General features: G+C 58.0%; 20 protein-coding genes and 3 tRNA genes. 18 read left to right on the top strand and 5 right to left on the bottom strand.

What is annotated here, in order from left to right; all coding sequences use genetic code 11:
- Positions 1–192: 192 nt before the first annotated feature.
- Positions 193–1,029: an EamA family transporter gene (locus tag WA845_RS20150; protein ID WP_004441289.1), complete on the bottom strand. Its 837-nt coding sequence runs from the start codon at positions 1,027–1,029 to the stop codon at positions 193–195.
- 896 nt (positions 1,030–1,925) lie between these two features.
- On the opposite strand from WA845_RS20150, the gene WA845_RS20145 reads away from it, so the two are divergent.
- The 3 genes from WA845_RS20145 to WA845_RS20135 all read left to right on the top strand — a co-directional run bounded on the left by WA845_RS20145 (position 1,926) and on the right by WA845_RS20135 (position 4,077).
- Positions 1,926–2,360, top strand: a complete 435-nt coding sequence (locus tag WA845_RS20145; protein ID WP_035207832.1) for a CoA-binding protein — start codon at positions 1,926–1,928, stop codon at positions 2,358–2,360.
- Positions 2,361–2,433: 73 nt separating this feature from the next.
- Positions 2,434–3,717 (top strand): O-acetylhomoserine aminocarboxypropyltransferase, encoded by a 1,284-nt coding sequence (locus WA845_RS20140; RefSeq protein ID WP_112554967.1) that lies wholly within the window; start codon positions 2,434–2,436, stop codon positions 3,715–3,717.
- A gap of 15 nt (positions 3,718–3,732) precedes the next feature.
- The gene (locus tag WA845_RS20135) at positions 3,733–4,077 is read left to right on the top strand and encodes a cupin domain-containing protein (RefSeq protein ID WP_045534067.1); all 345 of its coding nucleotides are present in this window, start codon (positions 3,733–3,735) and stop codon (positions 4,075–4,077) included.
- A 23-nt stretch (positions 4,078–4,100) separates the two neighbouring features.
- On the opposite strand, the gene WA845_RS20130 is transcribed toward WA845_RS20135, so the two are convergent.
- Positions 4,101–4,415: an ArsR/SmtB family transcription factor gene (locus tag WA845_RS20130; RefSeq protein ID WP_006697985.1), complete on the bottom strand. Its 315-nt coding sequence runs from the start codon at positions 4,413–4,415 to the stop codon at positions 4,101–4,103.
- An 89-nt stretch (positions 4,416–4,504) separates the two neighbouring features.
- Between WA845_RS20130 and WA845_RS20125 the strand changes: the two genes are divergently transcribed.
- Positions 4,505–5,275: an SDR family NAD(P)-dependent oxidoreductase gene (locus WA845_RS20125; protein ID WP_162471989.1), complete on the top strand. Its 771-nt coding sequence runs from the start codon at positions 4,505–4,507 to the stop codon at positions 5,273–5,275.
- Between the two features lie 12 nt (positions 5,276–5,287).
- Here WA845_RS20125 and WA845_RS20120 read toward each other — a convergent pair whose 3' ends face one another.
- Both WA845_RS20120 and WA845_RS20115 read right to left on the bottom strand, forming a co-directional pair.
- Complete coding sequence (locus tag WA845_RS20120; protein WP_112554965.1) at positions 5,288–6,535, bottom strand: cytochrome P450; 1,248 nt, start codon at positions 6,533–6,535, stop codon at positions 5,288–5,290.
- Positions 6,536–6,613: 78 nt separating this feature from the next.
- Positions 6,614–7,861, bottom strand: coding sequence for a GGDEF domain-containing protein (locus tag WA845_RS20115; protein WP_004441298.1), 1,248 nt, complete (start codon positions 7,859–7,861; stop codon positions 6,614–6,616).
- A gap of 447 nt (positions 7,862–8,308) precedes the next feature.
- Between WA845_RS20115 and clpP the strand changes: the two genes are divergently transcribed.
- From clpP to WA845_RS20090, 5 genes are all read left to right on the top strand, one after another.
- Complete coding sequence (clpP, locus tag WA845_RS20110; RefSeq protein ID WP_004441299.1) at positions 8,309–8,941, top strand: ATP-dependent Clp endopeptidase proteolytic subunit ClpP; 633 nt, start codon at positions 8,309–8,311, stop codon at positions 8,939–8,941.
- A 292-nt stretch (positions 8,942–9,233) separates the two neighbouring features.
- The gene (gene clpX / locus WA845_RS20105) at positions 9,234–10,511 is read left to right on the top strand and encodes an ATP-dependent Clp protease ATP-binding subunit ClpX (protein ID WP_003521528.1); all 1,278 of its coding nucleotides are present in this window, start codon (positions 9,234–9,236) and stop codon (positions 10,509–10,511) included.
- A gap of 414 nt (positions 10,512–10,925) precedes the next feature.
- Entirely contained in the window at positions 10,926–13,343 is a 2,418-nt protein-coding gene (gene lon / locus WA845_RS20100; protein WP_004441301.1) for an endopeptidase La, read from the top strand.
- A 285-nt stretch (positions 13,344–13,628) separates the two neighbouring features.
- Positions 13,629–13,904: a DNA-binding protein HupB gene (gene hupB, locus WA845_RS20095; protein ID WP_003502360.1), complete on the top strand. Its 276-nt coding sequence runs from the start codon at positions 13,629–13,631 to the stop codon at positions 13,902–13,904.
- 341 nt (positions 13,905–14,245) lie between these two features.
- Positions 14,246–16,444 carry an esterase-like activity of phytase family protein gene (locus tag WA845_RS20090; protein ID WP_112555138.1) on the top strand — a complete coding sequence of 733 codons (2,199 nt, stop codon included), beginning with the start codon at positions 14,246–14,248 and terminating at the stop codon, positions 16,442–16,444.
- Positions 16,445–17,096: 652 nt separating this feature from the next.
- Here WA845_RS20090 and WA845_RS20085 read toward each other — a convergent pair.
- Positions 17,097–17,172, bottom strand: a tRNA-Val gene (locus tag WA845_RS20085).
- A 446-nt stretch (positions 17,173–17,618) separates the two neighbouring features.
- Between WA845_RS20085 and WA845_RS20080 the strand changes: the two genes are divergently transcribed.
- The 9 genes from WA845_RS20080 to WA845_RS20040 all read left to right on the top strand — a co-directional run bounded on the left by WA845_RS20080 (position 17,619) and on the right by WA845_RS20040 (position 22,815).
- Positions 17,619–17,695 (top strand) — tRNA-Asp (locus WA845_RS20080).
- Positions 17,696–17,736: 41 nt separating this feature from the next.
- Positions 17,737–17,813 (top strand) — tRNA-Asp (locus tag WA845_RS20075).
- Between the two features lie 435 nt (positions 17,814–18,248).
- Complete coding sequence (locus WA845_RS20070; protein ID WP_003496469.1) at positions 18,249–18,614, top strand: NADH-quinone oxidoreductase subunit A; 366 nt, start codon at positions 18,249–18,251, stop codon at positions 18,612–18,614.
- Positions 18,605–19,189 carry a NuoB/complex I 20 kDa subunit family protein gene (locus WA845_RS20065; protein ID WP_003496467.1) on the top strand — a complete coding sequence of 195 codons (585 nt, stop codon included), beginning with the start codon at positions 18,605–18,607 and terminating at the stop codon, positions 19,187–19,189. The genes WA845_RS20070 and WA845_RS20065 overlap by 10 nt, the downstream gene beginning before the upstream one ends.
- A gap of 20 nt (positions 19,190–19,209) precedes the next feature.
- Positions 19,210–19,812 (top strand): NADH-quinone oxidoreductase subunit C, encoded by a 603-nt coding sequence (locus tag WA845_RS20060; protein WP_004441311.1) that lies wholly within the window; start codon positions 19,210–19,212, stop codon positions 19,810–19,812.
- Complete coding sequence (locus WA845_RS20055) at positions 19,809–20,237, top strand: GFA family protein (RefSeq protein ID WP_004441314.1); 429 nt, start codon at positions 19,809–19,811, stop codon at positions 20,235–20,237. The genes WA845_RS20060 and WA845_RS20055 overlap by 4 nt, the downstream gene beginning before the upstream one ends.
- A 1-nt stretch (position 20,238) precedes the next feature.
- Complete coding sequence (locus WA845_RS20050) at positions 20,239–21,429, top strand: NADH-quinone oxidoreductase subunit D (RefSeq protein WP_112554963.1); 1,191 nt, start codon at positions 20,239–20,241, stop codon at positions 21,427–21,429.
- Positions 21,429–21,689, top strand: a complete 261-nt coding sequence (locus WA845_RS20045; RefSeq protein ID WP_004441318.1) for a hypothetical protein — start codon at positions 21,429–21,431, stop codon at positions 21,687–21,689. The genes WA845_RS20050 and WA845_RS20045 overlap by 1 nt, the downstream gene beginning before the upstream one ends.
- A 16-nt stretch (positions 21,690–21,705) precedes the next feature.
- Positions 21,706–22,815 (top strand): NADH-quinone oxidoreductase subunit E, encoded by a 1,110-nt coding sequence (locus WA845_RS20040; protein WP_112554962.1) that lies wholly within the window; start codon positions 21,706–21,708, stop codon positions 22,813–22,815.
- The last annotated feature ends 9 nt before the right edge of the window (positions 22,816–22,824 follow it).

Here is a 22,824-nt window from a genome sequence, read left to right as displayed (position 1 = left end):
TTGTTGCTTGGTTTGGTTGCCGATAAGGGCTACCGTAAATGACCCTATTCCGGCTGGAATCCGATCTGGCGCGCTTATACGGTGCGCGAACGAAAGCGTCAATATGATCGATTTTGGAGGTCGCAAAAATAATCAAGTAAAAACAAACGGTTGGTTATGGGGTATTATTTTACCCCATCATCTGACCTCGTTTTACCCTAGCCGCATCACCAGAACGCCCGCTGCAATGATGCCTCCGGCAAGGTAGCGCCAGATGCTGGCGCGTTCTTTCAGGATCACCACTGATATCACCAGCGCGAAAAGAATGGAGGTTTCCCGGAGTGCTGCGACGACGGCGACAGGCGCTTTGGTCATGGCGTAGAGCGCCAGCCCATAGGAGAGTATGGAGCCGCCGCCACCGATAAGGCCACGCCACCAGTTGCGCCGGACATGCTGGACGACGGGGCCGGCGCCCCGCTGGTAAAACGCGAAACCGAACAGCAGCACGGGTGGCAGCAGAGACATCCAGAGCGTGTATGAGATGGCGTTGCCGGAAAGCCTTGCGCCGACACCGTCGACGAAGGTGTAGGATGCAATCACGAAAGCGTTGAGCAGGGCGACCATGATCGCCTTTCCGCCCCCGCGCCTTGCCTCGAAAGCAAGCGTCAGGATCCCCGCGGAGATGACGCCGATGCCCGCAATCGCCAGCGGGCTCAAAATCTCGCTCAGGAACAGGCTGCTCGTCGCCGCCACGATCAAGGGTGCCACGCCGCGCATGACGGGATAGACAAGGCCGATGTCGCCGATCGTATAGGCGGCGGCGACAAGGCGGAAATAAGCGAATTGCAGGACGGCTGAGGCGATCAGGAAGGGAATGGCGACTGGCGAGGGAAACGGCAGGAAAGGCAGAAACGGCAGCGAACAGGCTGCAGCTCCCGCCGCAATCAACGAGGCGTCCAGCGATTTATCGGAACCGGATTTGACCAGCGCATTCCATCCGGCATGCAGCATTGCGCCCAGAAGCACCAGAATAAGAATGTCGAATGTCACAGTCAGAGACTCGCTCACGGGCTTTTCGGGCAATCTACAGCATTGGCCTCAGAAACTGGAAGTCATTTTCCGGACGGGCAGGTGTACGCTTTCAATCGCCTCGCCGAGGCCGTCCCCAATCCGGTGCCTACGGGCTTTGTTTTTATGGATTATGACACGCGTCAAATTTTTGATTTCTATGCGTCATGAAAAAACGAGATCCGATATCGCGCATGAGACACGCTTTCCTGCTTCTGATTTAATCCGGAAAATAACGTCTGATGCACGGCTTGCGGCTCTGCCTCGCGCTGCGGATTTCCTTGAAAAATGACCGAGCACACCATTTATCCCAGTTGTTGGTATTGCGCCTGGCGTTTCAAATGAGCGTGCGGGCGATTAAAATCGTATGATCATCAATGAAAATAAATTTCAGAATCCCCATCGAAACTCCACTATAACGTTGCAGACTTATCGAATGGTTGGTTTACGAAATAACTTTTTGAAAATTAGTCGCGGCTAAATAATCGGTGAACGGAATGAAAACAAACAGGAGACGAAGAGCGCATGAAATGCACGCTAATGTTGTTTCGGCCTGTTTCGATGGCCGTTCGGCGCAATTTTTGAAAAGTGGATGAAAATACTCAATACATCCGGTGTGTGCGCGATTTTGTGAAATCATTTTGCGTGGATGAAAACGGGGTTGCAGAGTGCCGATCCGGCGGAGATATTGATTTTTGCGCTTTCGGGGTTCCGGAGACGACCGGAGCGTCCCAGATGAGAATGGCATCGCATGAAACGGCGTGAAGGTTGCCGGCGCTGGAACCATGCGGGAGAGGGGAGGCTGGTGGGCATTGAAGCAACGCTCCAGACGCCTGCGCCTCTCTGGATCAGGTGGTATGCCAAAGGAATAAGTTGACATGCAGCATGATACTTACGAAGCGGATTACCTCAGGAAAATCCTGACGAATGTCGAAACCATCGCCCTGCTGGGAGCTTCGCCCAATCCGGATCGGCCGAGCCATGGCGTCATGCGCTTCCTGCTGTCCAAGGGCTATCGCGTGTTTCCGGTCAATCCGGGTCAGGCGGGCAAGGAGATACTGGGACAGGCGGTCTATGCCCGGCTGGCCGATATTCCCGAGGCTGTTGATTTGATCGATGTGTTTCGTGCGCCGGAATATCTTTCCGCGATTGTCGACGAGGCGATCTTGCTGCCGCAACGCCCAAAGGTGATCTGGGGTCAGCTATCCGTGCGTGACGATAATGCCGCCGCCAAGGCCGAGGCTTATGGCATTGACGTGGTGATGAACCGTTGCCCGGCAATTGAGTATCCGCGTCTCAATATCGCACGATAGTTGGTACGGATTGGGCTTATCATTTGGCGTCAAGGCATTATGATCCCTCCAGAATTCCATTGGAGGAAACATCATGCCGAGCAGCAATCCCGGTTTTTCGACGCTGGCCATCCATGCGGGCGCACAGCCTGATCCTACGACCGGCGCACGGGCGACACCCATCTATCAGACGACGGCCTACGCTTTCCGTGATGCGGATCATGCCGCCGCCCTGTTTGGGCTGAAAGAGTTCGGCAATATCTACACCCGCATCATGAACCCCACTCAGGCGGTTCTGGAAGAGCGTGTGGCCGCGCTTGAGGGTGGTACCGCAGCGCTTGCCGTCGCCTCCGGCCACGCCGCACAATTGCTGGTTTTTCATACGCTGCTGCAGTCCGGCGACAATTTCATCGCCGCCCGTCAGCTTTACGGCGGATCGATCAACCAGTTCGGCCACGCCTTCAAAGGTTTCGACTGGCAGGTTCGCTGGGCCGACGCCACCGATCCCGGCAGTTTCGAACAGCAGATCGATGAGCGCACGCGCGCCGTCTTCATAGAAAGCCTTGCAAATCCAGGCGGCACCTTTGTGGATATCGCCGCAATTGCCGAAGTTGCCCATCGGCACGGCCTGCCGCTGATCGTCGACAACACGATGGCAAGCCCATATCTGCTGCGACCGCTGGAACACGGTGCAGACATCGTACTGCACTCGCTGACGAAATTCCTCGGAGGCCACGGTAATTCCATGGGCGGCATCATCGTTGACGGCGGAACCTTCGACTGGTCGGCAACTGACCGGTTTCCGGCCTTGTCACAGCCCCGGCCCGAATATTCCGGCGTCGTGCTCCACCAGACTTTCGGCAATTTCGCCTTTGCCATCGCCTGCCGCGTGCTTGGCCTGCGCGATCTCGGCCCGGCGATTTCGCCCTTCAACGCCTTCCTTATTCTCACGGGAATTGAGACCCTGCCGCTGCGCGTTCAACGCCATTCAGACAATGCGCTTGCCGTCGCCAAATGGCTTAAGGCACATCCCAAGGTCGGCTGGGTGAATTATGCCGGCCTGGAGGAAAGCGACAATCACGCCCTCCAGCAGCGTTACTCGCCGAAGGGCGCGGGTTCGGTCTTTACATTTGGCGTCAAGGGCGGTTATGCGGCCGGCAAGGCACTGGTCGAAGGGCTGCAGCTATTCTCCCATCTCGCTAATATCGGTGACACGCGCTCGCTCGTCATCCACCCGGCTTCCACCACCCATGCCCAGCTGACGCCGGAACAGCAGACGGCGGCTGGCGCCGGTCCGGATGTGGTGCGTCTGTCCGTCGGAATCGAGGACGTTAACGACATCATTGCCGATCTTGAACAGTCGCTTGCAAAAGTCTGAGAGGTCGGCGTCGCGATGAGCAACCTACTGACATTCGAAGATGCTTCCCTCGAAGCAGAGCATGGTGCGCCAGCGCCGGAGCGATTGATCTCCGGCGACCCCAAATTCACCACATGGAATCTGGAGGAAGCGCCGGGCGGTATTTATGCCGGCATCTGGCAATCCACACCCGGAAAATGGCGTGTCGTCTATGACGAATGGGAATATTTCAGCATCCTCGAGGGCCATTCCATCCTGACCGAGGATGGCGGGCCCCCGCGTGACCTCAGACCGGGCGACAGGCTTGTGCTGCGGCCCGGCTTTACCGGCACCTGGGAAGTCGTGGAGACAACACGAAAAGACTATGTCATCAGGCTATGACGGCGGAAATCCGCTCGGTCACGCTATTGCTGGTCGAACGAGATGATGGATTGAAGGAGCCCGGGAAAACGGGCTTCCAAATCGTCGACACGAACGACGCTGATATTCTCGACACCCTGTTTGTGGGTTCGAATCAAGCCTGCCTCCCGCAGGATCCGCATATGGCTGGACAGGGTTGAACGCGGCATGTCCTGGCAGGGTGCTGCGGCACCACAATTCTGTCCGGTCTCGGAGCCCCATAATTTTCGGATGATGCCCATGCGTGCCGGTTCGCCAAGAGCGGCGAGCACGGCCGTGAGCGAAATGTCTTCGCGTGCGGGATGAAAAAACTGAGCCATGGACCGCCTCTAGCACATGGATTGACAAGCTTCAATATTTCAATAAAACCGAAATACCGAATTATGGTTATTCGGAAATTACGACATTCATGGAGTTTGCAATGTCTGGATTATTCAGTGGGCAGGTCGTGGTCGTCACCGGTGGATCGACTGGCATCGGCTTTTCCGTCGCGAGATTGGCTCTGGAAGGCGGAGCCTCCGCCGTTTACGTGACGGGCCGCAATACCGCCAATCTCGAGGCAGCGGTCGCCAGGCTCGGGCAGGGGGCGATCGGCTTCGCGTCCGATGTTGCCAAGCTCTCCGATCTGGAACGGCTCAAGGCGCGCATTGAAGCCGATGGCCGGAAGGTGGACGTGCTGGTCGCCAATGCCGGCATCGCCGAGAACAATGACCTCGGTGATACCCACGAGGCGCTGTACGACCGGATTTTCGACATCAACGTCAAGGGCGTATTCTACACCGTGCAGACATTGCTGCCGGTCCTGCGCGATGGCGGCTCGATCGTGCTCACCGGGTCGATCGTCGGCAACAAGGGCCTGGAGAGGTTGAGCGCCTATAATGCTTCCAAGGCGGCCGTTCGCTCATTCGCCCGCAGTTTTGCCAACGACCTCAAGGCGCGGGGCATCCGCGTCAATACGGTTAGCCCGGGCGTGACCCGCACGCCGATCATGGAAAACGGCCTGAAGCTCGATGAAGAAAAGATCGCCGGTTTCGAGGCCTATCTGAAGGATGCCGCGCCGATCGGCCGGATGGCCGACCCCGACGAGATCGCTGAGGCCGTTCTGTTTCTGGCCTCTTCAAAGGCCAGTTACATCACCGGCGTCGAGCTTTCGGTCGATGGCGGTCTGGCCCAGATTTAAGGCCTGCGCACGCTACCAGCTGAGATCGAGCCGCTCCAGCCCATGGAAATGATAGACATCCTTGACCCTGGGCGGCTCGGCAATTTTCAGGCGCGGCAGGCGTTTGAAAAGTAGTGGCAGGGCAAGGTTCAGTTCCAGTCTTGCCAATGGCGCGCCGATACAGAAATGGATGCCGGCGCCGAAGGAGACATTGGCGCCTTCGTTGCGCTCCGGCCGGAAGGTCAGTGGATCAGGGAATTTTGACGGATCGAGGTTGGCCGCAGCCAGGATCAGGCTCACCTTGTCGCCACGCTTGAACTGCACGCCGTCAATCTCGACCGGCTCCAGAACCCATCGCTGGAAGATGTGCACCGGCGCGCAGATCCGCAGGGTTTCCTCCACCGTGCGTTCCGTGGCGGCCTCGTCGCTGAACAAGGTCTGCGGCGATATCCCGCTCTCCAGAATGATACGCACGGAATTGCCGATCTGATGAACGGTCGCTTCATGGCCCGCGTTGAGCAGGACGATGGTGGTGGACACCAGCTCGTCGTCAGTCAGATATTGACCCTTGTGCTCGGTATGGATCATGTGGCTCAGCAGGTCGTCCTCAGGCTTGGCCCGCCGCTCGGCGATCACGCCGCGCACATAATCCGAAAATTCCTTCGCAGCCCTGTCGGCCAGAAGCTCGTCTTCCGGTGTGCGCTTGAACATGTACATGCCGACATAGGCATGCGACCACTTCAGCAGCTGCGGCCCCATTTCCTCGGGAATGCCGATCATCCGGGCGATCATCGTTACCGGGATGATATCGGCATAGGAGGAAAGCAGTTCCGTCTCGCCCTTCTCTTCGAAAGCGTCAATCAGCCGGTTGGCGAGTTCCTCGATCTCCGGCTTCATCTTGTCGACATGCCGTGACACGAAGGCGCGGTTGATCAGCGTGCGCAGCCGCGTATGCTCCGGCGGCTCCAGTTCCAGAAGCGAATGCTGCTCGGCCAGGTCGAAATGCTTCACATGCTCAAGCGGCTCTGGCAGGCCGATCTCTTCACGAGTTGCCACATGCAGGATCTGTCGTCCAAACCGGCGGTCGCGCAGTAGCGAGCTGACATGGTCATAAGAGGTGAAAAACCATTGCCGCTGCTCTTCCCAGTAGAAAGTGGGACATTCCGCGTGCAGGGCGGCGTAGACGGGGTTCGGATCGTTGTAAAAAGCCGGGTCGCGCGCATCGAGTGAAACGTGGCGGGTGGCGGAATCGATTTTGAGAAAGGGAAACGTCGCTGTCATGCTGATGGTTTATTCCGCGCTTGGCGCTTTGGGAAGGGCGGCAGGCGTTCCTTCATACGTCACCAAATGGTTACACCTTCACCGGCTGGCAATTGCGGATATCCGGTTCAGCGCCGCGACCTGCCGGTCGGCATTGTTATCCATAGGGTTTTCGTCACGGTCCGAGGCGGGCACGACGACATTGGCCGAATTTACGTGGATTACGGTCCGATTGCGCCCGGCTTTCTTTGCGGCATAAAGCGCTCGGTCGGCCTCGGTCATCATCACATTCAGCTCGGCGTCCTTGATCATCGCTTCGGATATGCCGACGCTGGTCGTCACCTTGATGGGTTCGCCGCGTGAGGTGATTTTCGAAAGAAGCAGATTGTTACGGATGGATTCGGCAAGCGTGACGGTGCTGGAGGGGCTTTCGACCTCCGCCACCAGCGCGAACTCCTCGCCGCCCATCCTCACGAAAAGGCCGCGGTCGCCGATCGCGCGTTGCGCGATTTGACAGAAATGCACGAGTACGGCGTCGCCGGACTGGTGGCCGTATCTGTCATTGATCTTCTTGAAATGGTCGATGTCGAAGAGAACAAGCGCCACATATCGGCTGGAGCCGTGTGAGCGCTTCTTGATGCGGTCGAACTCCTCCAGCAGACCACGCCGGTTAAGGACACCGGTGAGGTGATCGGTCATGGCGAGCCGGTGGAGACGAAGCTCCGTATCCTCCATGATGATCTTGGCGCTGATCATGATGATGGCCGTGAAGCCGAGCATGCCGGAAAAAGCGAGCGCCGATGTCAGCGGAATGGCGTTGGGCGCAGCCGCATTGGCCGGGATGACAATGGAGGCGACGACGGCGCCAGCAAAAGCCTGCAGGATCAGAATCGTCGCCAGAACTTTTCTGCTGCGCGACCTGCGCTCGCCATTTGCCAGAAGCACACCGGCGAGCATGAAATAGCCCGTGGCCGCACTGGCGTGATAAAGCAGGATCCGTGCCACCATGTTTTCTCGCACGGGTGGGACGAACATTCCGGCGATCCACAGGAGGGCCGGGATGGCAATCCAGCCAGCGAGCTTGCGCTTCTCCAGGGACAAGAGGCCCGCGAGCCAGAAGCCGAAGGCGGAAAGCGCCAGCGCGTTGCCGACCTGAATGGACAGGAAACTGGAAATATCTCCGCGAAACGCCACCATGACGGTGCCGAAGCCGGTGGCGAGAAAGCCGGCGGCGAAATAGAGATTGTGCCGGCGGGAAGGGCGGTGCAGCCACAGCGTTCCCAAAAGCACGGCAAGGGTGAACGTCTCCGCCGCCCATAGTAGCGTGCTCGTCTTTGCATCCAGCATTGCAAAATCCTATCTGCGCCATCATGCGGCAAAAGCGGAGAAGCTCGCACGACGTGCGTTATTCCCGCTGAATTGTTGAGCTGCCATTTCGCCCGGATAGGGCTGTTCGCCGATGGGAACCGAAATTCGTTTTTCAGTATCAGCAGCAAATACTAACGAGTTCTTGCTGGTTAGAAGTTATATCTGTGCATGAAGTACATTTTTTTGGTCCTCGCCAGTCTTGGTAAAAAATTGATGGCGGGGAGACAAATGGCTGCGGCCGGGACGAACGGGTGCAAAAGCCCGCCGCGGCCGGCCTCCGAAGCCCTGCAAACGCTGTTGAGCCGTTAAGGATATGCGGCTTCGTGTCTTGAAGTACGGGGCAGGGACACTCTATGTAGGGAGTATGAAGGTTAGAAGTGATTCCGGGGCGGTTTCCGCAACGGGCAGAGTTGACAAAGGACGGACATGAAAAATCCAGTTGATACCGCCATGGCTCTGGTGCCGATGGTCGTTGAGCAGACCAATCGCGGCGAACGCTCCTACGACATATTTTCCCGTCTTCTCAAGGAACGCATCATTTTCCTCACCGGCCCGGTGGAAGACCAGATGGCGTCGCTCGTCTGCGCGCAGCTGCTGTTCCTCGAGGCCGAGAACCCGAAGAAGGAAATTGCGCTCTACATCAATTCGCCAGGTGGCGTCGTGACCGCCGGCATGGCGATCTACGATACGATGCAGTTTATCCGCCCTGCGGTCTCCACGCTCTGCGTCGGCCAGGCTGCCTCCATGGGTTCGCTGCTTCTCGCTGCCGGTGAAAAGGGAATGCGTTTCGCCACCCCCAACGCACGCATCATGGTGCACCAGCCATCGGGCGGCTTCCAGGGCCAGGCTTCGGATATCGAACGCCACGCCCGCGACATCATCAAGATGAAGCGCCGCCTCAATGAAGTCTACGTGAAGCATACCGGCCGCACGCTCGAAGAGGTTGAAAAAACCCTTGATCGCGACCATTTCATGGATGCAGACGAGGCGAAGGACTGGGGCGTGATCGACAAGATTCTGACCTCGCGCCAGGAAATCGAAGGCGCCGTCGCGAATTGAGGCGCGACGCTTTTTGACGTTTGTTTGACCCCGCAAAAGTAATTTCGGGGCTTTCAACCGGAACAGAAAGCGATATTAGTATATATAAAGGCTATGTTGATTTTTTATGACGCGGCCTTTGGTTTAATGGGGAATTCGTTGCCGCCGGTTATCAGCTCCTGTATCTGATACGGTTAGTACCCCGGGAAACGAGGCGGATACGGCAATGCACCCCAAGGGCGGCCGTATCTGCGGGCGGTAAGTTGACCGCGATCCGTTTGACGGACCTGCGGCGTGCTGGAAGGAAAGAGATATGAGCAAAGTCAGCGGCAGCAACGGCGGCGACTCTAAGAATACACTCTATTGTTCATTCTGCGGCAAGAGCCAGCACGAAGTCCGGAAACTCATTGCCGGACCGACGGTATTCATCTGCGATGAATGCGTCGAATTGTGCATGGACATCATCCGCGAGGAGAACAAGACGTCTATGGTGAAGTCGCGCGAGGGTGTGCCCACCCCGCAGGACATCATCAAGATCCTCGACGAATACGTCATCGGCCAGAAGCAGGCGAAGAAAATCCTGTCCGTGGCCGTTCACAACCACTACAAGCGCCTCGCGCACGCCTCCAAGAATGGCGATGTCGAGCTGGCGAAGTCGAACATCATGCTCGTCGGCCCGACGGGCTGCGGCAAGACCTATCTTGCCCAGACGCTCGCCCGCATCATCGACGTTCCCTTCACCATGGCGGACGCAACGACGCTGACCGAAGCCGGTTATGTCGGCGAGGACGTGGAAAACATCATCCTGAAGCTGTTGCAGGCTGCGGATTACAATGTCGAGCGCGCCCAGCGCGGCATCGTCTATATCGACGAAGTCGACAAGATTTCCCGCAAGTCGGACAACCCGTCCATCACGCGCGACGTATCGGGCGAGGGCGTTCAGCAGGCGCTTCTGAAGATCATGGAAGGCACGGTCGCTTCCGTACCGCCGCAGGGCGGCCGCAAGCATCCGCAGCAGGAATTCCTGCAGGTGGATACGACCAACATCCTGTTCATCTGCGGCGGTGCTTTTGCCGGCCTCGACAAGATCATCTCGGCCCGTGGCGAAAAGACCTCGATCGGCTTCGGTGCGACCGTTAAGGCGGAAGACGACCGTCGTGTGGGCGAAGTGCTGCGCGAGCTGGAGCCGGAAGATCTGGTGAAGTTCGGCCTCATTCCGGAATTCATCGGCCGTCTGCCCGTCCTGGCGACGCTGGAAGACCTGGATGAAGATGCGCTGATCCAGATCCTGTCCGAGCCGAAGAACGCTCTGGTCAAGCAGTACCAGCGCCTGTTCGAGATGGAAGACGTCGAGCTGACCTTCCACGAGGACGCGCTGCGCGAAATCGCCCGCAAGGCGATCACCCGCAAGACCGGTGCCCGTGGCCTGCGCTCGATCATGGAAAAGATCCTGCTGGATACCATGTTCGAACTGCCGACGCTGGAGGGCGTGCGCGAAGTGGTCATTTCCAACGACGTCGTCAGCGGTGTCGCGCGTCCGCTCTACATCTATGCGGACCGTCAGGAAGAAAAGACCAACGTCTCGGCGTAATCGGCTGCTGTGATGTTTGATGAAATCAGAGGCCCGCATCCGTGCGGGCCTTTTCTATTAGATGGGCCTTACGAAACTTGCGGCTAACTTGACGAAGCCCGATTTTGCGTTTGGAGCGGATTGCGCTTTGCTGATAAAGTCTTACAACTGATTTGCAGCGCGATATGACGGAAATGTGAATTTCGTCGGCGACCCGGTTCCTGAGCCCTCGAGGATAACCGGAAATGTCGGTAGTATTAGCCAGCGCTGAGTTTTGTTGAATTTCACGGTCCTGCCGTCGCGTAAGGCCGTCTGCTCCGACGACTTGAAATCGGTGTTTCGAAACTCCACTTTCAGTCTCGAGAAATGAATATGCCGGACGCCCCCAAGACGCTCGGCAAAGTGTCCCGAAAGGGACCATGGAAAGGAAATGATATGACGAACATCACGTCTGCGGCATCTGGCGGTACCTATCCGGTACTTCCCCTGCGCGACATTGTCGTTTTCCCGCATATGATCGTTCCCCTGTTCGTCGGGCGGGAAAAATCCATCCGTGCGCTCGAGGAAGTCATGGGCTCCGACAAGCAGATCATGCTTGTTACCCAGATCAACGCCAGCGACGACGATCCGGCGCCTGAAGCCATCCACAAGGTCGGCACGGTCGCCAATGTCCTGCAGCTTCTGAAGCTTCCCGACGGCACCGTGAAGGTGCTGGTGGAAGGCAAGGGCCGCGCCCAGATCGACAGCTACACCGGTCGCGAGGATTTCTACGAAGCCTCGGCCACGCCTTTGCAGGAGCCTGCCGAAGATCCGGTCGAGATCGAGGCGCTCTCGCGTTCGGTCGTTTCGGAATTCGAGAGCTATGTGAAGCTCAACAAGAAGATTTCGCCCGAGGTTGTCGGCGCTGCCGGTCAGATCGATGATTACTCGAAGCTCGCCGACACGGTCGCTTCGCACCTGTCGATCAAGATCACCGAAAAGCAGGAAATGCTGGAAACCGTCAGCGTGAAGCAGCGGCTTGAAAAAGCGCTTGGCTTCATGGAAGGCGAGATTTCCGTTCTTCAGGTCGAAAAGCGCATCCGCTCGCGCGTAAAGCGCCAGATGGAGAAGACCCAGCGCGAATATTACCTGAACGAGCAGATGAAGGCGATCCAGAAGGAGCTCGGCGACGGCGAGGACGGCCGTGACGAGATGGCCGAGCTGGAAGAGCGCATCGCCAAGACAAAGCTTTCCAAGGAGGCCAAGGAAAAGGCCGAAGCGGAAATGAAGAAGCTGCGCCAGATGAGCCCGATGTCCGCGGAAGCGACCGTCGTGCGCAACTATCTGGACTGGCTGCTTGGTCTGCCCTGGGGCAAGAAGTCCAAGATCAAGGCGGACCTCAACAATGCCGAGAAGATCCTGGATCAGGACCATTTCGGTCTGGACAAGGTCAAGGAGCGTATCGTCGAGTATCTGGCCGTGCAGGCCCGTGCGACGAAGATCCGTGGCCCGATCCTGTGCCTCGTCGGCCCGCCCGGCGTCGGCAAGACCTCGCTCGCCAAGTCGATCGCCAAGGCGACCGGCCGCGAGTATGTGCGCATGGCGCTGGGTGGCGTTCGTGACGAAGCGGAAATCCGCGGTCACCGCCGCACCTATATCGGCTCCATGCCGGGCAAGATCGTCCAGTCGATGAAGAAGGCCAAGAAGGCAAACCCGCTCTTCCTGCTCGACGAAATCGACAAGATGGGCATGGATTTCCGTGGCGATCCGTCGTCGGCGCTGCTCGAGGTTCTCGATCCGGAACAGAACTCCACCTTCATGGATCACTACCTGGAAGTGGAATACGACCTGTCCGACGTGATGTTCGTGACCACGGCCAACACGCTGAACATTCCCGGCCCGCTGATGGACCGTATGGAAGTGATCCGCATCGCCGGTTACACGGAAGACGAAAAGCGCGAAATCGCAAAGCGTCACCTGCTGCCCAAGGCGATCAAGGAACATGCCCTGCGTCCGGAAGAATTCTCGGTCACCGATGATGCCCTGATGGTTGTCATCCAGCAGTACACCCGCGAGGCGGGCGTGCGCAGCTTCGAACGCGAGCTGATGAAGCTGGCGCGCAAGGCTGTCACCGAGATCATCAAGGGCAAGGTCAAGTCTGTTGAGGTTACCGCAGCAAACGTTCCGGATTATCTGGGCGTTCCGCGGTTCCGCCACGGTGAGGCTGAGCGCGAGGATCAGGTCGGTGTCGTCACGGGTCTGGCCTGGACGGAAGTCGGCGGTGAGCTGCTCACCATCGAAGGCGTGATGATGCCGGGCAAGGGCCGCATGACGGTTACCGGCAACCTCAAGGAAGTGATGAAGGAATCCATTTCGGCGGCGGCATCCTATGTCCGTTCGCGCGCCGTGGACTTCGGCATCGAGCCGCCGCGCTTCGACAAGAGCGACATCCACGTGCACGTTCCGGAAGGGGCAACCCCGAAGGACGGTCCGTCCGCCGGTGTCGCCATGGCAACCGCGATCGTCTCCATCATGACCGGTATTCCGGTCTCGAAGGACGTGGCGATGACAGGCGAGATCACGCTTCGTGGTCGCGTTCTGCCGATCGGTGGCCTGAAGGAAAAGCTGCTTGCAGCGCTTCGCGGCGGCATCAAGAAGGTGCTGATCCCGGAAGAAAACGCCAAGGATCTGGCGGAGATTCCGGACAATGTGAAGAACGAGATGGAAATCATTCCGGTGTCGCGCATGGGCGAGGTTATCAAGCACGCCCTCATCCGCCAGCCGGAGCCCATCGAGTGGGATGGCAGCATCGAGACGCCGGTGATCGCAACGGTCGAAGGCGTTGATGACGGCAGCCAGACCATCGCGCATTGAGACGCGTCGTCGCGAGGGCCGGAATCGGTGCTCGCGACAGGTCCTGCGTAGATTCAATGCGTTAGGCTTCACGACGAAGGTACGGCTTCAGGTCGGCGCAAGTGATGCGAAATTGGCACGATTATGGGGAAGGCCGGCAGAAATGTCGGCCTTTTTTGTGAAAAAAACCGCAGACCCCTTGTTTTTCAGGCGATTCCAGCGCTTTTGAGTTGCTGCGCGCGGATACGAACGTATTCTGCGCCGGCTTAATTTGAGTCGTTTCAAACCATTGAAAGGGGTGGAAACATGAACAAGAACGAGCTCGTCTCTGCTGTTGCCGAAAAGGCTGGTCTCACGAAGGCAGATGCTGCTTCCGCTGTTGATGCCGTATTCGAAACCGTACAGAGCGAACTGAAGAACGGTGGCGATATCCGCCTCGCCGGCTTTGGCAGCTTCTCCGTCAGCCGTCGTGAAGCCTCCAAGGGCCGTAACCCTTCCACGGGTGCTGAAGTCGATATCCCGGCTCGCAACGTTCCGAAGTTCTCCGCAGGCAAGGGCCTGAAGGACGCCGTCAACTCGTAAGGTTTCCGGAAAGCCGTAACGCCCGCGGCGGGCGGCGGCTTTTCAGGTTCACGAGGAAGCATGTTTTGACGCGCTCACGCCATCAACCGGTCTAAGGAGCGTGCCTTTCGAAAGTTCTTTCGGGCGGCGCCGTTTATGCCGAATGGTATGGAATGAAAGTCGGGCGTGCCTGTGTAGCCTCCATCCGGACACACGGCGTTTCGATATACGGAATATGCGCATAAACACGAAAGCCCGGCCTTTGCGGCCGGGCTTTTTGATTCCGGGCCATGAAGTGTCATGCCACTGTCATGTCCGTGACGCAGAAGCCTTGGGATATTTCTGAACCCAAGGGGGATAAAATGGCGTTCCGATTTTCTCAGATGGCCCTGACCGCGGCTCTACTTACATCTGCAGCCTTTCCGGCGGCCGCAGAGCCGGTTTTTAACCGCATTGCTTCTTTCCCGGTAGCGAAGAACCTGCCCGCGGACAAGGACGCCAAGTCCGTGACCTCGGCTGAAATCATCACCGCCAGCGAAGACGGTAAGACGCTGATCTATTCGGACAGCCCGCTCGGGGGCATTGGCTTCATCGACATCACCGATGCCAAGGCTCCCAAGGCCGGCGGCGCATTGCTGCTGGAAGGTGAGCCGACCTCCGTTGCCGTGGCCGGTCTCAAGGTTCTCGCCGGCGTCAATACCTCGGAAAACCGCGCCAAGCCCTCCGGCAAGCTCGTGACTGTCGATATCGCTGCCAAGAAGATCGAGGCGAGCTGTGATCTCGGCGGTCAACCGGATTCAGTCGCGGTGTCTCCGGATAAAACCTTTGCCGCCATCGCTATCGAAAACGAACGTGATGAAGAGGTGAACGAAGGCGCCCTGCCGCAGATGCCAGCCGGTTATCTCGTCACTGTCGGCCTGAAGGACGGCGTTGCCGACTGCGCGACGCTGAAGAAGATCGACGTTACCGGTCTCGCCGAGATTTCCCCTGAGGATCCGGAACCGGAATTCGTCTCGATCAATGCCAATGGCGAGATCGCTCTGACGCTGCAGGAAAACAACCATATCGTCATCATCGACGGCAAGACCGGCACGGTGAAGACGCATTTCTCTGCCGGCACCGTCAATCTGGAAGGCATCGACACCAAGACCGATGGCCAGCTGAAATTCACTGACAAGCAGGAAGGCCGCAAGCGCGAACCTGATGCCGTCAAGTGGCTGGACAATGACCGTATCGTCATCGCCAATGAAGGCGACTGGCAGGGCGGTGCACGCGGCTTCACCATTTTCGACAAGACTGGCAAGCTTCTCTATGAGGCTGGCGCTTCGCTCGAGCACGCGGTAGCGGCCATTGGCCACTATCCGGAAAAGCGCTCCAAGGCAAAGGGCATAGAGCCGGAGGGTCTGGAAACGGCGACCTTCGATGGCCAAAAGTACTTCTTCGTCCTCGCCGAGCGCGCCTCGATTGCCGCTGTTTACAAGGATACCGGCGCAGAGCCGCAGCTCACGCAGCTCCTGCCTTCGGGCATTTCGCCGGAAGGCGCTGTCGCCATCCCCGCGCGCAACCTCTTCGTCACGGCCAATGAGGCTGATCTGGTGGAAGACGGCGGCGCCCGCTCGCATGTCATGATCTATGAACGCGCCGAGGGCGAGCTGGCCTATCCGCAGCTGGTATCCGCCACCGTCGATGGTGCGCCTATCGGCTGGGGCGCTCTTTCGGGTCTGGTAGGCGATGCCGAGAAGCCAGGCATCCTCTATGCCGTGTCCGACTCGGTCTATGGTAACCAGCCGTCGATCTACACCATCGACGCGACCAAGAAGCCCGCCACCATCACCAGCGCGCTGCGTGTCAGGCGCGACGGCATTGCCGCGCAGAAGCTTGACATCGAAGGCATCACGCTGGATGGCAAGGGCGGGTTCTGGCTGGCCTCCGAAGGCGACAGCGCCAAGCTTGTTCCGCATGCGCTCTACAACGTCAATGCCAAGGGTGAAATCAAGGCCGAAATCGCCTTGCCAAAGGAACTGCTCGCCGGCGATACCCGCTTCGGTTTCGAAGGCGTTACCATGATCGGCAAGGGCGATGACGCGACGCTGTGGATGGCCGTGCAGCGCGAATGGGGCACGGACGAGAAGGGCTTCGTCAAGCTCGTCTCCTATAATCCGAAGTCCAAGGAATGGGGCGCCGTGCGCTACCCGCTCGATAAGACCGAAGCCGGTTGGGTCGGCCTGTCCGAAATCACCGCACAGGGCGACAATGTCTATATCGTCGAGCGCGACAACCAGATCGGTGACAAGGCCAAGATCAAGAAGCTCTACCGCGTGGCGATTGCTGACCTGAAGCCGGGCAAGATCGGTGGCGAATTGCCGCTGGTCACCAAGCAGGAGGCCCATGACTTCCTGCCAGACCTCAAGGCCCAGACCAACGGCTATGTCGTCGACAAGCTGGAAGGCTTCACCTTCGACAAGGCGGGAACGGCCTATGCCGTGACCGATAATGACGGCGTCGATGATTCTTCCGGCGAGACGCTATTCTTCAAGGTCGAGATGAAGGCGATCAACTGATTGCACACGACAGCGCCGCAACGGAAAAAGCCGGGCATAGCCCGGCTTTTTTAATGCGGTATGGGTCTGAATGCCGGGCGTTTATACGATACGTCATATGCAAGCCCTCAAAAGGCATTGCCGCTTCGCATCGGTGATCGAAAGTTCTCTCCGGAGGTCGTCCGGGATAATGGTGCGATCCCAGCGCCCGGATCACCGCCCCATGGAATTCTTGTTTTTGGAAATATCTGGTTTCTCCGAATCCTGCTGGACCCAGCGGAAAAAAATGTAAACAGGCAGCGCAATAAGCGCGAGTGTAACAAACGCGTCGAGTGACATGGTTTCATCCATCAGTTCCACCGCTCATCATGAAACGGCCTGAAAACAATGCCCGAAATCTCTTTAAAAATTCTAAATCTGCTTATTTTTCGGTATGTTGCGGGGTGAAACAGGGGTGGCTGCGGCTGTGCGAATCTGAAACGAAAGTCCCGGTTTGGCACGGCGCGGCAACTGGGAAATGTGATTCTACACCGCAGTAGCGCGCGACCATGGCCCCTTCCATGCCACCGAGGGCAGGGGCTGCGCATCGAAGCCAAGCATACATGGTGAAGCGCAACCGCGTACGGGTCAAACCGCAATCGGCAAGGGTTCTTTAAATCACTGTGAGAAGGAATGGTGGGCGATGAGAGACTCGAACTCCCGACATCCTCGGTGTAAACGAGGCGCTCTACCAACTGAGCTAATCGCCCTTCGCGTCTTGCGGATCATGTCCGCCGCGTCGGTGGCCGTGATGTATTCGGATCGGAAAAAAACCGCAAGGGCTTTTGTGAAGTTTTTTTGTTTTTTTTCGGGGAGGTTTTTCCCTCCGCCGAAGGGGAGGGGTAAAAAGCCGGGAACTGCGGGCTTTTTGGTAAATTCAGAAACCAATGACGTCATGACGGCCCGTAGAAATGACGTTGATAAAGCGGCTGGCTGTGGACAAGTTTTTTGTTTTCGTTGGGAAAAGCCCGCAAAACAGGGCATTTGCCGGAGCGTCGATAAAAGGCCCCAGGGTTTTTCCTGATCAAAATGAAAAAGCTTATTCTTTTGTCGTGAAACCTGCTTGACACCCCCGCACGAACGCCGTAGTTAGCCGCTCAACGAACAGCCGAGGCTGGTTCGTACGGCGGAACCAAGGTTCTGTCGGTCAGGATAAGCGGGTGTAGCTCAGTTGGTTAGAGTGCCGGCCTGTCACGCCGGAGGTCGCGGGTTCGAGCCCCGTCACTCGCGCCATCCTGTTCCTCGGAAAAAACGCAGATGAATGTCTGTGGAGCGCGGGTGTAGCTCAGTCGGTTAGAGTGCCGGCCTGTCACGCCGGAGGTCGCGGGTTCGAGCCCCGTCACTCGCGCCATTTCTCCTTCTTGAAATGTCTCCATCTGAACAATCAATGCGCGGTCTGCGCGGCTTTGTCTTCAGCGATTCCGGTCTCTGATTCCGGCCGTTTCCCGCGGGATTTTTCCTGCTTTTATTAGTCAAGTTTCGATTTCCCGATATCGTCACTTCGCCAACGTTTGGGCGTAAAAATCGTGTGACTTTTTTGCGGTTGCGTCCTTCAATCGATTATTATTGTATTTGAGGGGCTTAGGTCGGAAATGTGGCCCAAATTTGCGTCAATTCCGGCAATATTGTTGCCAATCAATGCGGCAGGTGTCTTGAAATGGTGCCTAAACTCTTGCAGAGAGGGCGCGGCTGCGCTAACCACTTTGGCGTTGCAACATATTTGTCCGCTCTTTGAGACTAAGGTCACAAAGGCAGGCCCGGCACCCGGCCGGGCAGGGAAGAGACCATGACTGAACTCCTCAGTTCCTACATTCCGATCGCAATATTCATCGGTATCGCTCTTGTCATCGGCCTGGCGCTTCTGATCGCGCCTTTCGCTGTCGCTTACAAGGCGCCGGACCCGGAAAAGCTCTCTGCTTTCGAGTGCGGTTTCAACGCCTTCGACGATGCCCGCATGAAGTTCGATATCCGCTTTTATCTGGTGTCGATTCTGTTCATCATCTTTGACCTCGAAGTCGCGTTCCTGTTCCCATGGGCGGTGTCTTTCGGTGAGATGGGCTGGTTCGGTTTCTGGTCGATGATGGTGTTCCTCCTCGTTCTCACCATCGGCTTTATCTATGAGTGGAAGAAGGGAGCGCTGGAATGGGCATGAGCCAGAACAACAGCACGCTCGTCGCGCCGCAGCCGAAGGGGATCATCGATCCCTCGACCGGCAAGCCGGTTGGCAGCAACGATGCCTACTTCACGGAAATCAATGACGAGCTGGCCGACAAGGGCTTCCTCGTCACCTCGACTGACGAACTGATCACCTGGGCCCGTACCGGCTCGCTGATGTGGATGCAGTTCGGTCTCGCCTGCTGCGCCGTCGAAGGACTGATGCAGGCTTCCGGTCCGCGTTATGACATGGAGCGCTTCGGTGTCGCCCCGCGCGCCTCGCCGCGCCAGTCGGACGTGATGATCGTCGCTGGCACGCTGACCAACAAGATGGCTCCGGCTCTGCGTAAGGTCTATGACCAGATGCCTGAGCCGCGTTACGTCATCTCCATGGGTTCCTGCGCCAATGGCGGCGGTTACTACCATTATTCCTACGCCGTCGTGCGCGGCTGCGATCGCGTCGTGCCGGTGGATATCTACGTTCCGGGCTGTCCCCCCACGGCTGAAGCGCTGCTTTACGGCGTGCTTCTGCTGCAGAAAAAGATCCGGCGTACCGGTACGATCGAGCGCTAAGGGCAAAGGACGGATTTAGAATGAGCGAAGCTCTCAACGATCTTGCTGCTTACGTTAAGGAAGCGCGCGGTTCACTCGTGGTGTCGGCCGATATCGCCTATGGCGAGCTGACGCTGAACACGACGCCTGAAAGCGTAATCGCGCTTCTGACCTTCCTGCGCGACGATGTGCAGTGCGGATTCGTCAATATCATCGATATCTGCGGTGTTGACTGGCCGCAGCGCGAAAAGCGTTTCGATGTCGTTTATCACCTGCTGTCGCCGCGCCAGAATCTGCGCGTCCGCGTCAAGCTGCAGGTGGAGGAGGACGAGGGCGTTCCTTCTGCGACCTCCGTCTACATGGGTGCGGAATGGTTCGAGCGTGAAGCTTGGGACATGTATGGCATTCCGTTTGAGGGCCATGCGGACCTTCGCCGCATTCTCACCGATTACGGTTTCGAAGGCCACCCGCTGCGCAAGGATTTCCCGGTTACCGGGTTTGTTGAAGTGCGTTACGATGACGTTCTGAAGCGCGTGCTTTATGAGCCGGTCGAGCTGAAGCAGGAATTCCGTAACTTCGACTTCCTTTCCCCTTGGGAAGGGACCGATTACGTTCTTCCTGGCGACGAAAAGGCCAAGCAATGAGCCAGGTCTCCGCGACAGAGCATGGGCAATGTCTTTGCGGCGCCGTCGGCCTTGAGGCCGTCATCGGCGCCCGCGAATTCGGCGTTTGCCATTGCTCCATGTGCCGCCGCTGGTCCGGCGGCGCGTTTCTGGCTGTCGAATGCGCTGATATCTCCGTCGAAAACGAAGAGAGCCTCGGCGTCTATTCCTCGTCGGAGTGGGGCGAGCGCTGCTTCTGCAAGAATTGCGGCAGCACGCTGATGTGGCGTTCCAAGGATGGCAAGCATTTTGCCGTGTCGCTGCAGGCTTTTGACAACCCTTCCAGTTTCAGGTTCGCGTCGCAGATTTTTACGGATGAAAAGCCTTCGAGCTATTCCTTCGCTGAGATCACGCAGAACATGACCGGCCCCGAATTCATCGCCATGATCACCTCGGCGGAGCACTAGAATGACTGAGCATAACGTCCGCAACTTCACGATCAACTTCGGTCCGGAACATCCCTCCGCGCACGGCGTGCTGCGTCTGGTTCTGGAACTGGACGGCGAAATCGTCGAGCGCGTTGATCCGCATATCGGTCTTCTGCATCGCGGAACCGAAAAGCTGATCGAGACGAAGACCTATCTGCAGGCCGTTCCTTACTTCGATCGTCTCGACTACGTCGCGCCGATGAACCAGGAGCACGCTTTCGCGCTCGCCGTCGAAAAGCTGCTCGGCCTCGAAATCCCGATGCGCGGCCAGCTGATCCGCGTTCTCTATTCGGAAATCGGCCGCATCCTCTCGCACATCATGAACGTGACCACGCAGGCCATGGACGTGGGCGCGATGACGCCGCCGGTCTGGGGCTTCGAAGAGCGCGAAAAGCTGATGGTGTTTTATGAGCGCGCCTGTGGCGCGCGCATGCACTCGGCCTATTTCCGTCCGGGCGGCGTTCACCAGGACCTGCCGCCGGAACTGGTTGACGATATCGGCAAGTGGTGCGATCCCTTCATCACCGTCCTCGACAATATCGAGGGCCTCCTGACGGATAACCGCATCTATAAGCAGCGTAACGTCGATATCGGCGTCGTCTCGCTGGAAGATGCCTTTGCCTGGGGCTTTACGGGCGTGATGGTGCGTGGTTCCGGCGCTGCCTGGGATTTGCGTCGTTCGCAGCCTTATGAGTGCTATTCCGATCTGGAATTCGACATCCCTGTTGGCAAGAACGGCGACTGCTATGATCGTTACCTGATCCGCATGCAGGAAATGCGCGAATCCGTGAAGATCATGAAGCAGTGCGTCGAGCTTTTGTCCGGCAAGCACCGCATCGGCCCGGTCTCCTCGCTGGATGGCAAGGTGGTTCCGCCCAAGCGCGCTGAGATGAAGCGTTCGATGGAAGCGCTGATCCACCACTTCAAGCTCTACACCGAAGGTTACCACGTTCCCGCTGGCGAAGTTTACGCCGCCGTCGAAGCGCCAAAGGGCGAGTTCGGCGTTTATGTGGTTGCCGATGGTTCCAACAAGCCTTACCGCTGCAAGATCCGCGCTCCGGGCTATGCCCATCTGCAGGCCATGGATTTTCTGTGCAAGGGCCATCAGCTTGCCGACGTTACAGCCGTGCTCGGCTCTCTCGACATCGTGTTCGGGGAGGTCGACCGCTGATGCGTCTGCCGCTGGCCATTCCGGCTTTTCTCGCAGCGATGTCCACCCCCGTTTTCGCCCAGACGGCGACGGACGAGGGCGGTGTATCGTTGGCGAGCGGCGGCTCCTCGACCATCAAGCAGCTTCTGTCGTCGGGATACGAGATAAAGGCCTCGGTTCCCAATGGCAGCAAGTTCATTGTGTTCATGCAAAAAGACAAGGCGGCTTATGCCTGCGAATTCGTCACGGTGGCGAGATCGCGGTGTGAGACGTTAAACTGAAAAGGCGTGAGGAAGTATGTCCGTTCGTCGACTAGCCGAAGATCAGTTCCAGCCCGTGGCATTTGCCTTCAACGCGGAAAACACCGCATGGGCTGAAAAGACGATCAATAAATACCCCGAGGGACGCCAGCAATCAGCGGTCATCCCGCTGCTCATGCGTGCCCAGGAGCAGGATGGCTGGGTTACCCGCGCCGCCATTGAAAAAGTCGCAGACATGCTGGACATGGCCTATATCCGTGTTCTTGAGGTCGCGACCTTCTATACGCAGTTCCAGCTGAAGCCGGTCGGCACGCGTGCCCACGTTCAGGTCTGCGGCACCACGCCCTGCATGCTGCGCGGCTCCGAAGCGCTGATGGATGTCTGCCGCAAGAAGATCCATCACGATCCGCTGCACACCAATGAGAGCGGCACGCTTTCCTGGGAAGAGGTGGAATGTCAGGGCGCCTGCGTCAACGCGCCGATGGTCATCATCTTCAAGGATGCCTATGAAGACCTGACGCCCGAGCGTCTGGAAGAGATCATCGATGCTTTCGAGGCAGGCAAGGGCGACACCGTCAAGACAGGCCCCCAGATCGACCGTCACCAGTCCGTCCCCGTTGGCGGCCTGACGACCCTGACGGAAGAGATCAAGCCTGACCGTTCCAATCTCGACAAGCCGGCTGAAGTGCCAGCGGATGCCGCACAGGTTCCGCCGTCCAACGCCGCCAAGCCGAAGACGGATGCGCCGGAAACCGATCCGAAGCTGAAGACGCCGGCCAACGAGCCCAAGGCTGCTGCTGAAAACGCAAAGGCTGGCGAAAAGGAATCGGTCGGCAAGGAAGCGGCAGCATCAAAGCCGTCGCTGGATTCCGCGGATCGTCCGGCAGGCATCGAAAAGCCAGCTGCCCCTGATGACCTGAAGCTCATTTCCGGCGTCGGCCCCAAGATTGAGGGTACGCTGAACGAGCTCGGCATCTTCACCTATGCGCAGATCGCCGGCTGGAAGCAGGCCGAATGCGACTGGGTCGATGGATATCTGAATTTCAAGGGCCGTATCGGCCGTGATGACTGGGTCAAGCAGGCCGAGGCGCTCGCCAAGGGTGGCGAAGCCGAGTATATCAGGGTCTTCGGCAAGAAGCCGCGGTAAGAGGTGAAG

This window comes from Agrobacterium sp. CMT1 (genome assembly GCF_037203725.1).
GTDB classification, from domain to species: domain Bacteria; phylum Pseudomonadota; class Alphaproteobacteria; order Rhizobiales; family Rhizobiaceae; genus Agrobacterium; species Agrobacterium pusense.
Note: the sequence above shows the minus strand (reverse complement) of the source record. Positions and strands in the feature narration are given on the sequence as shown.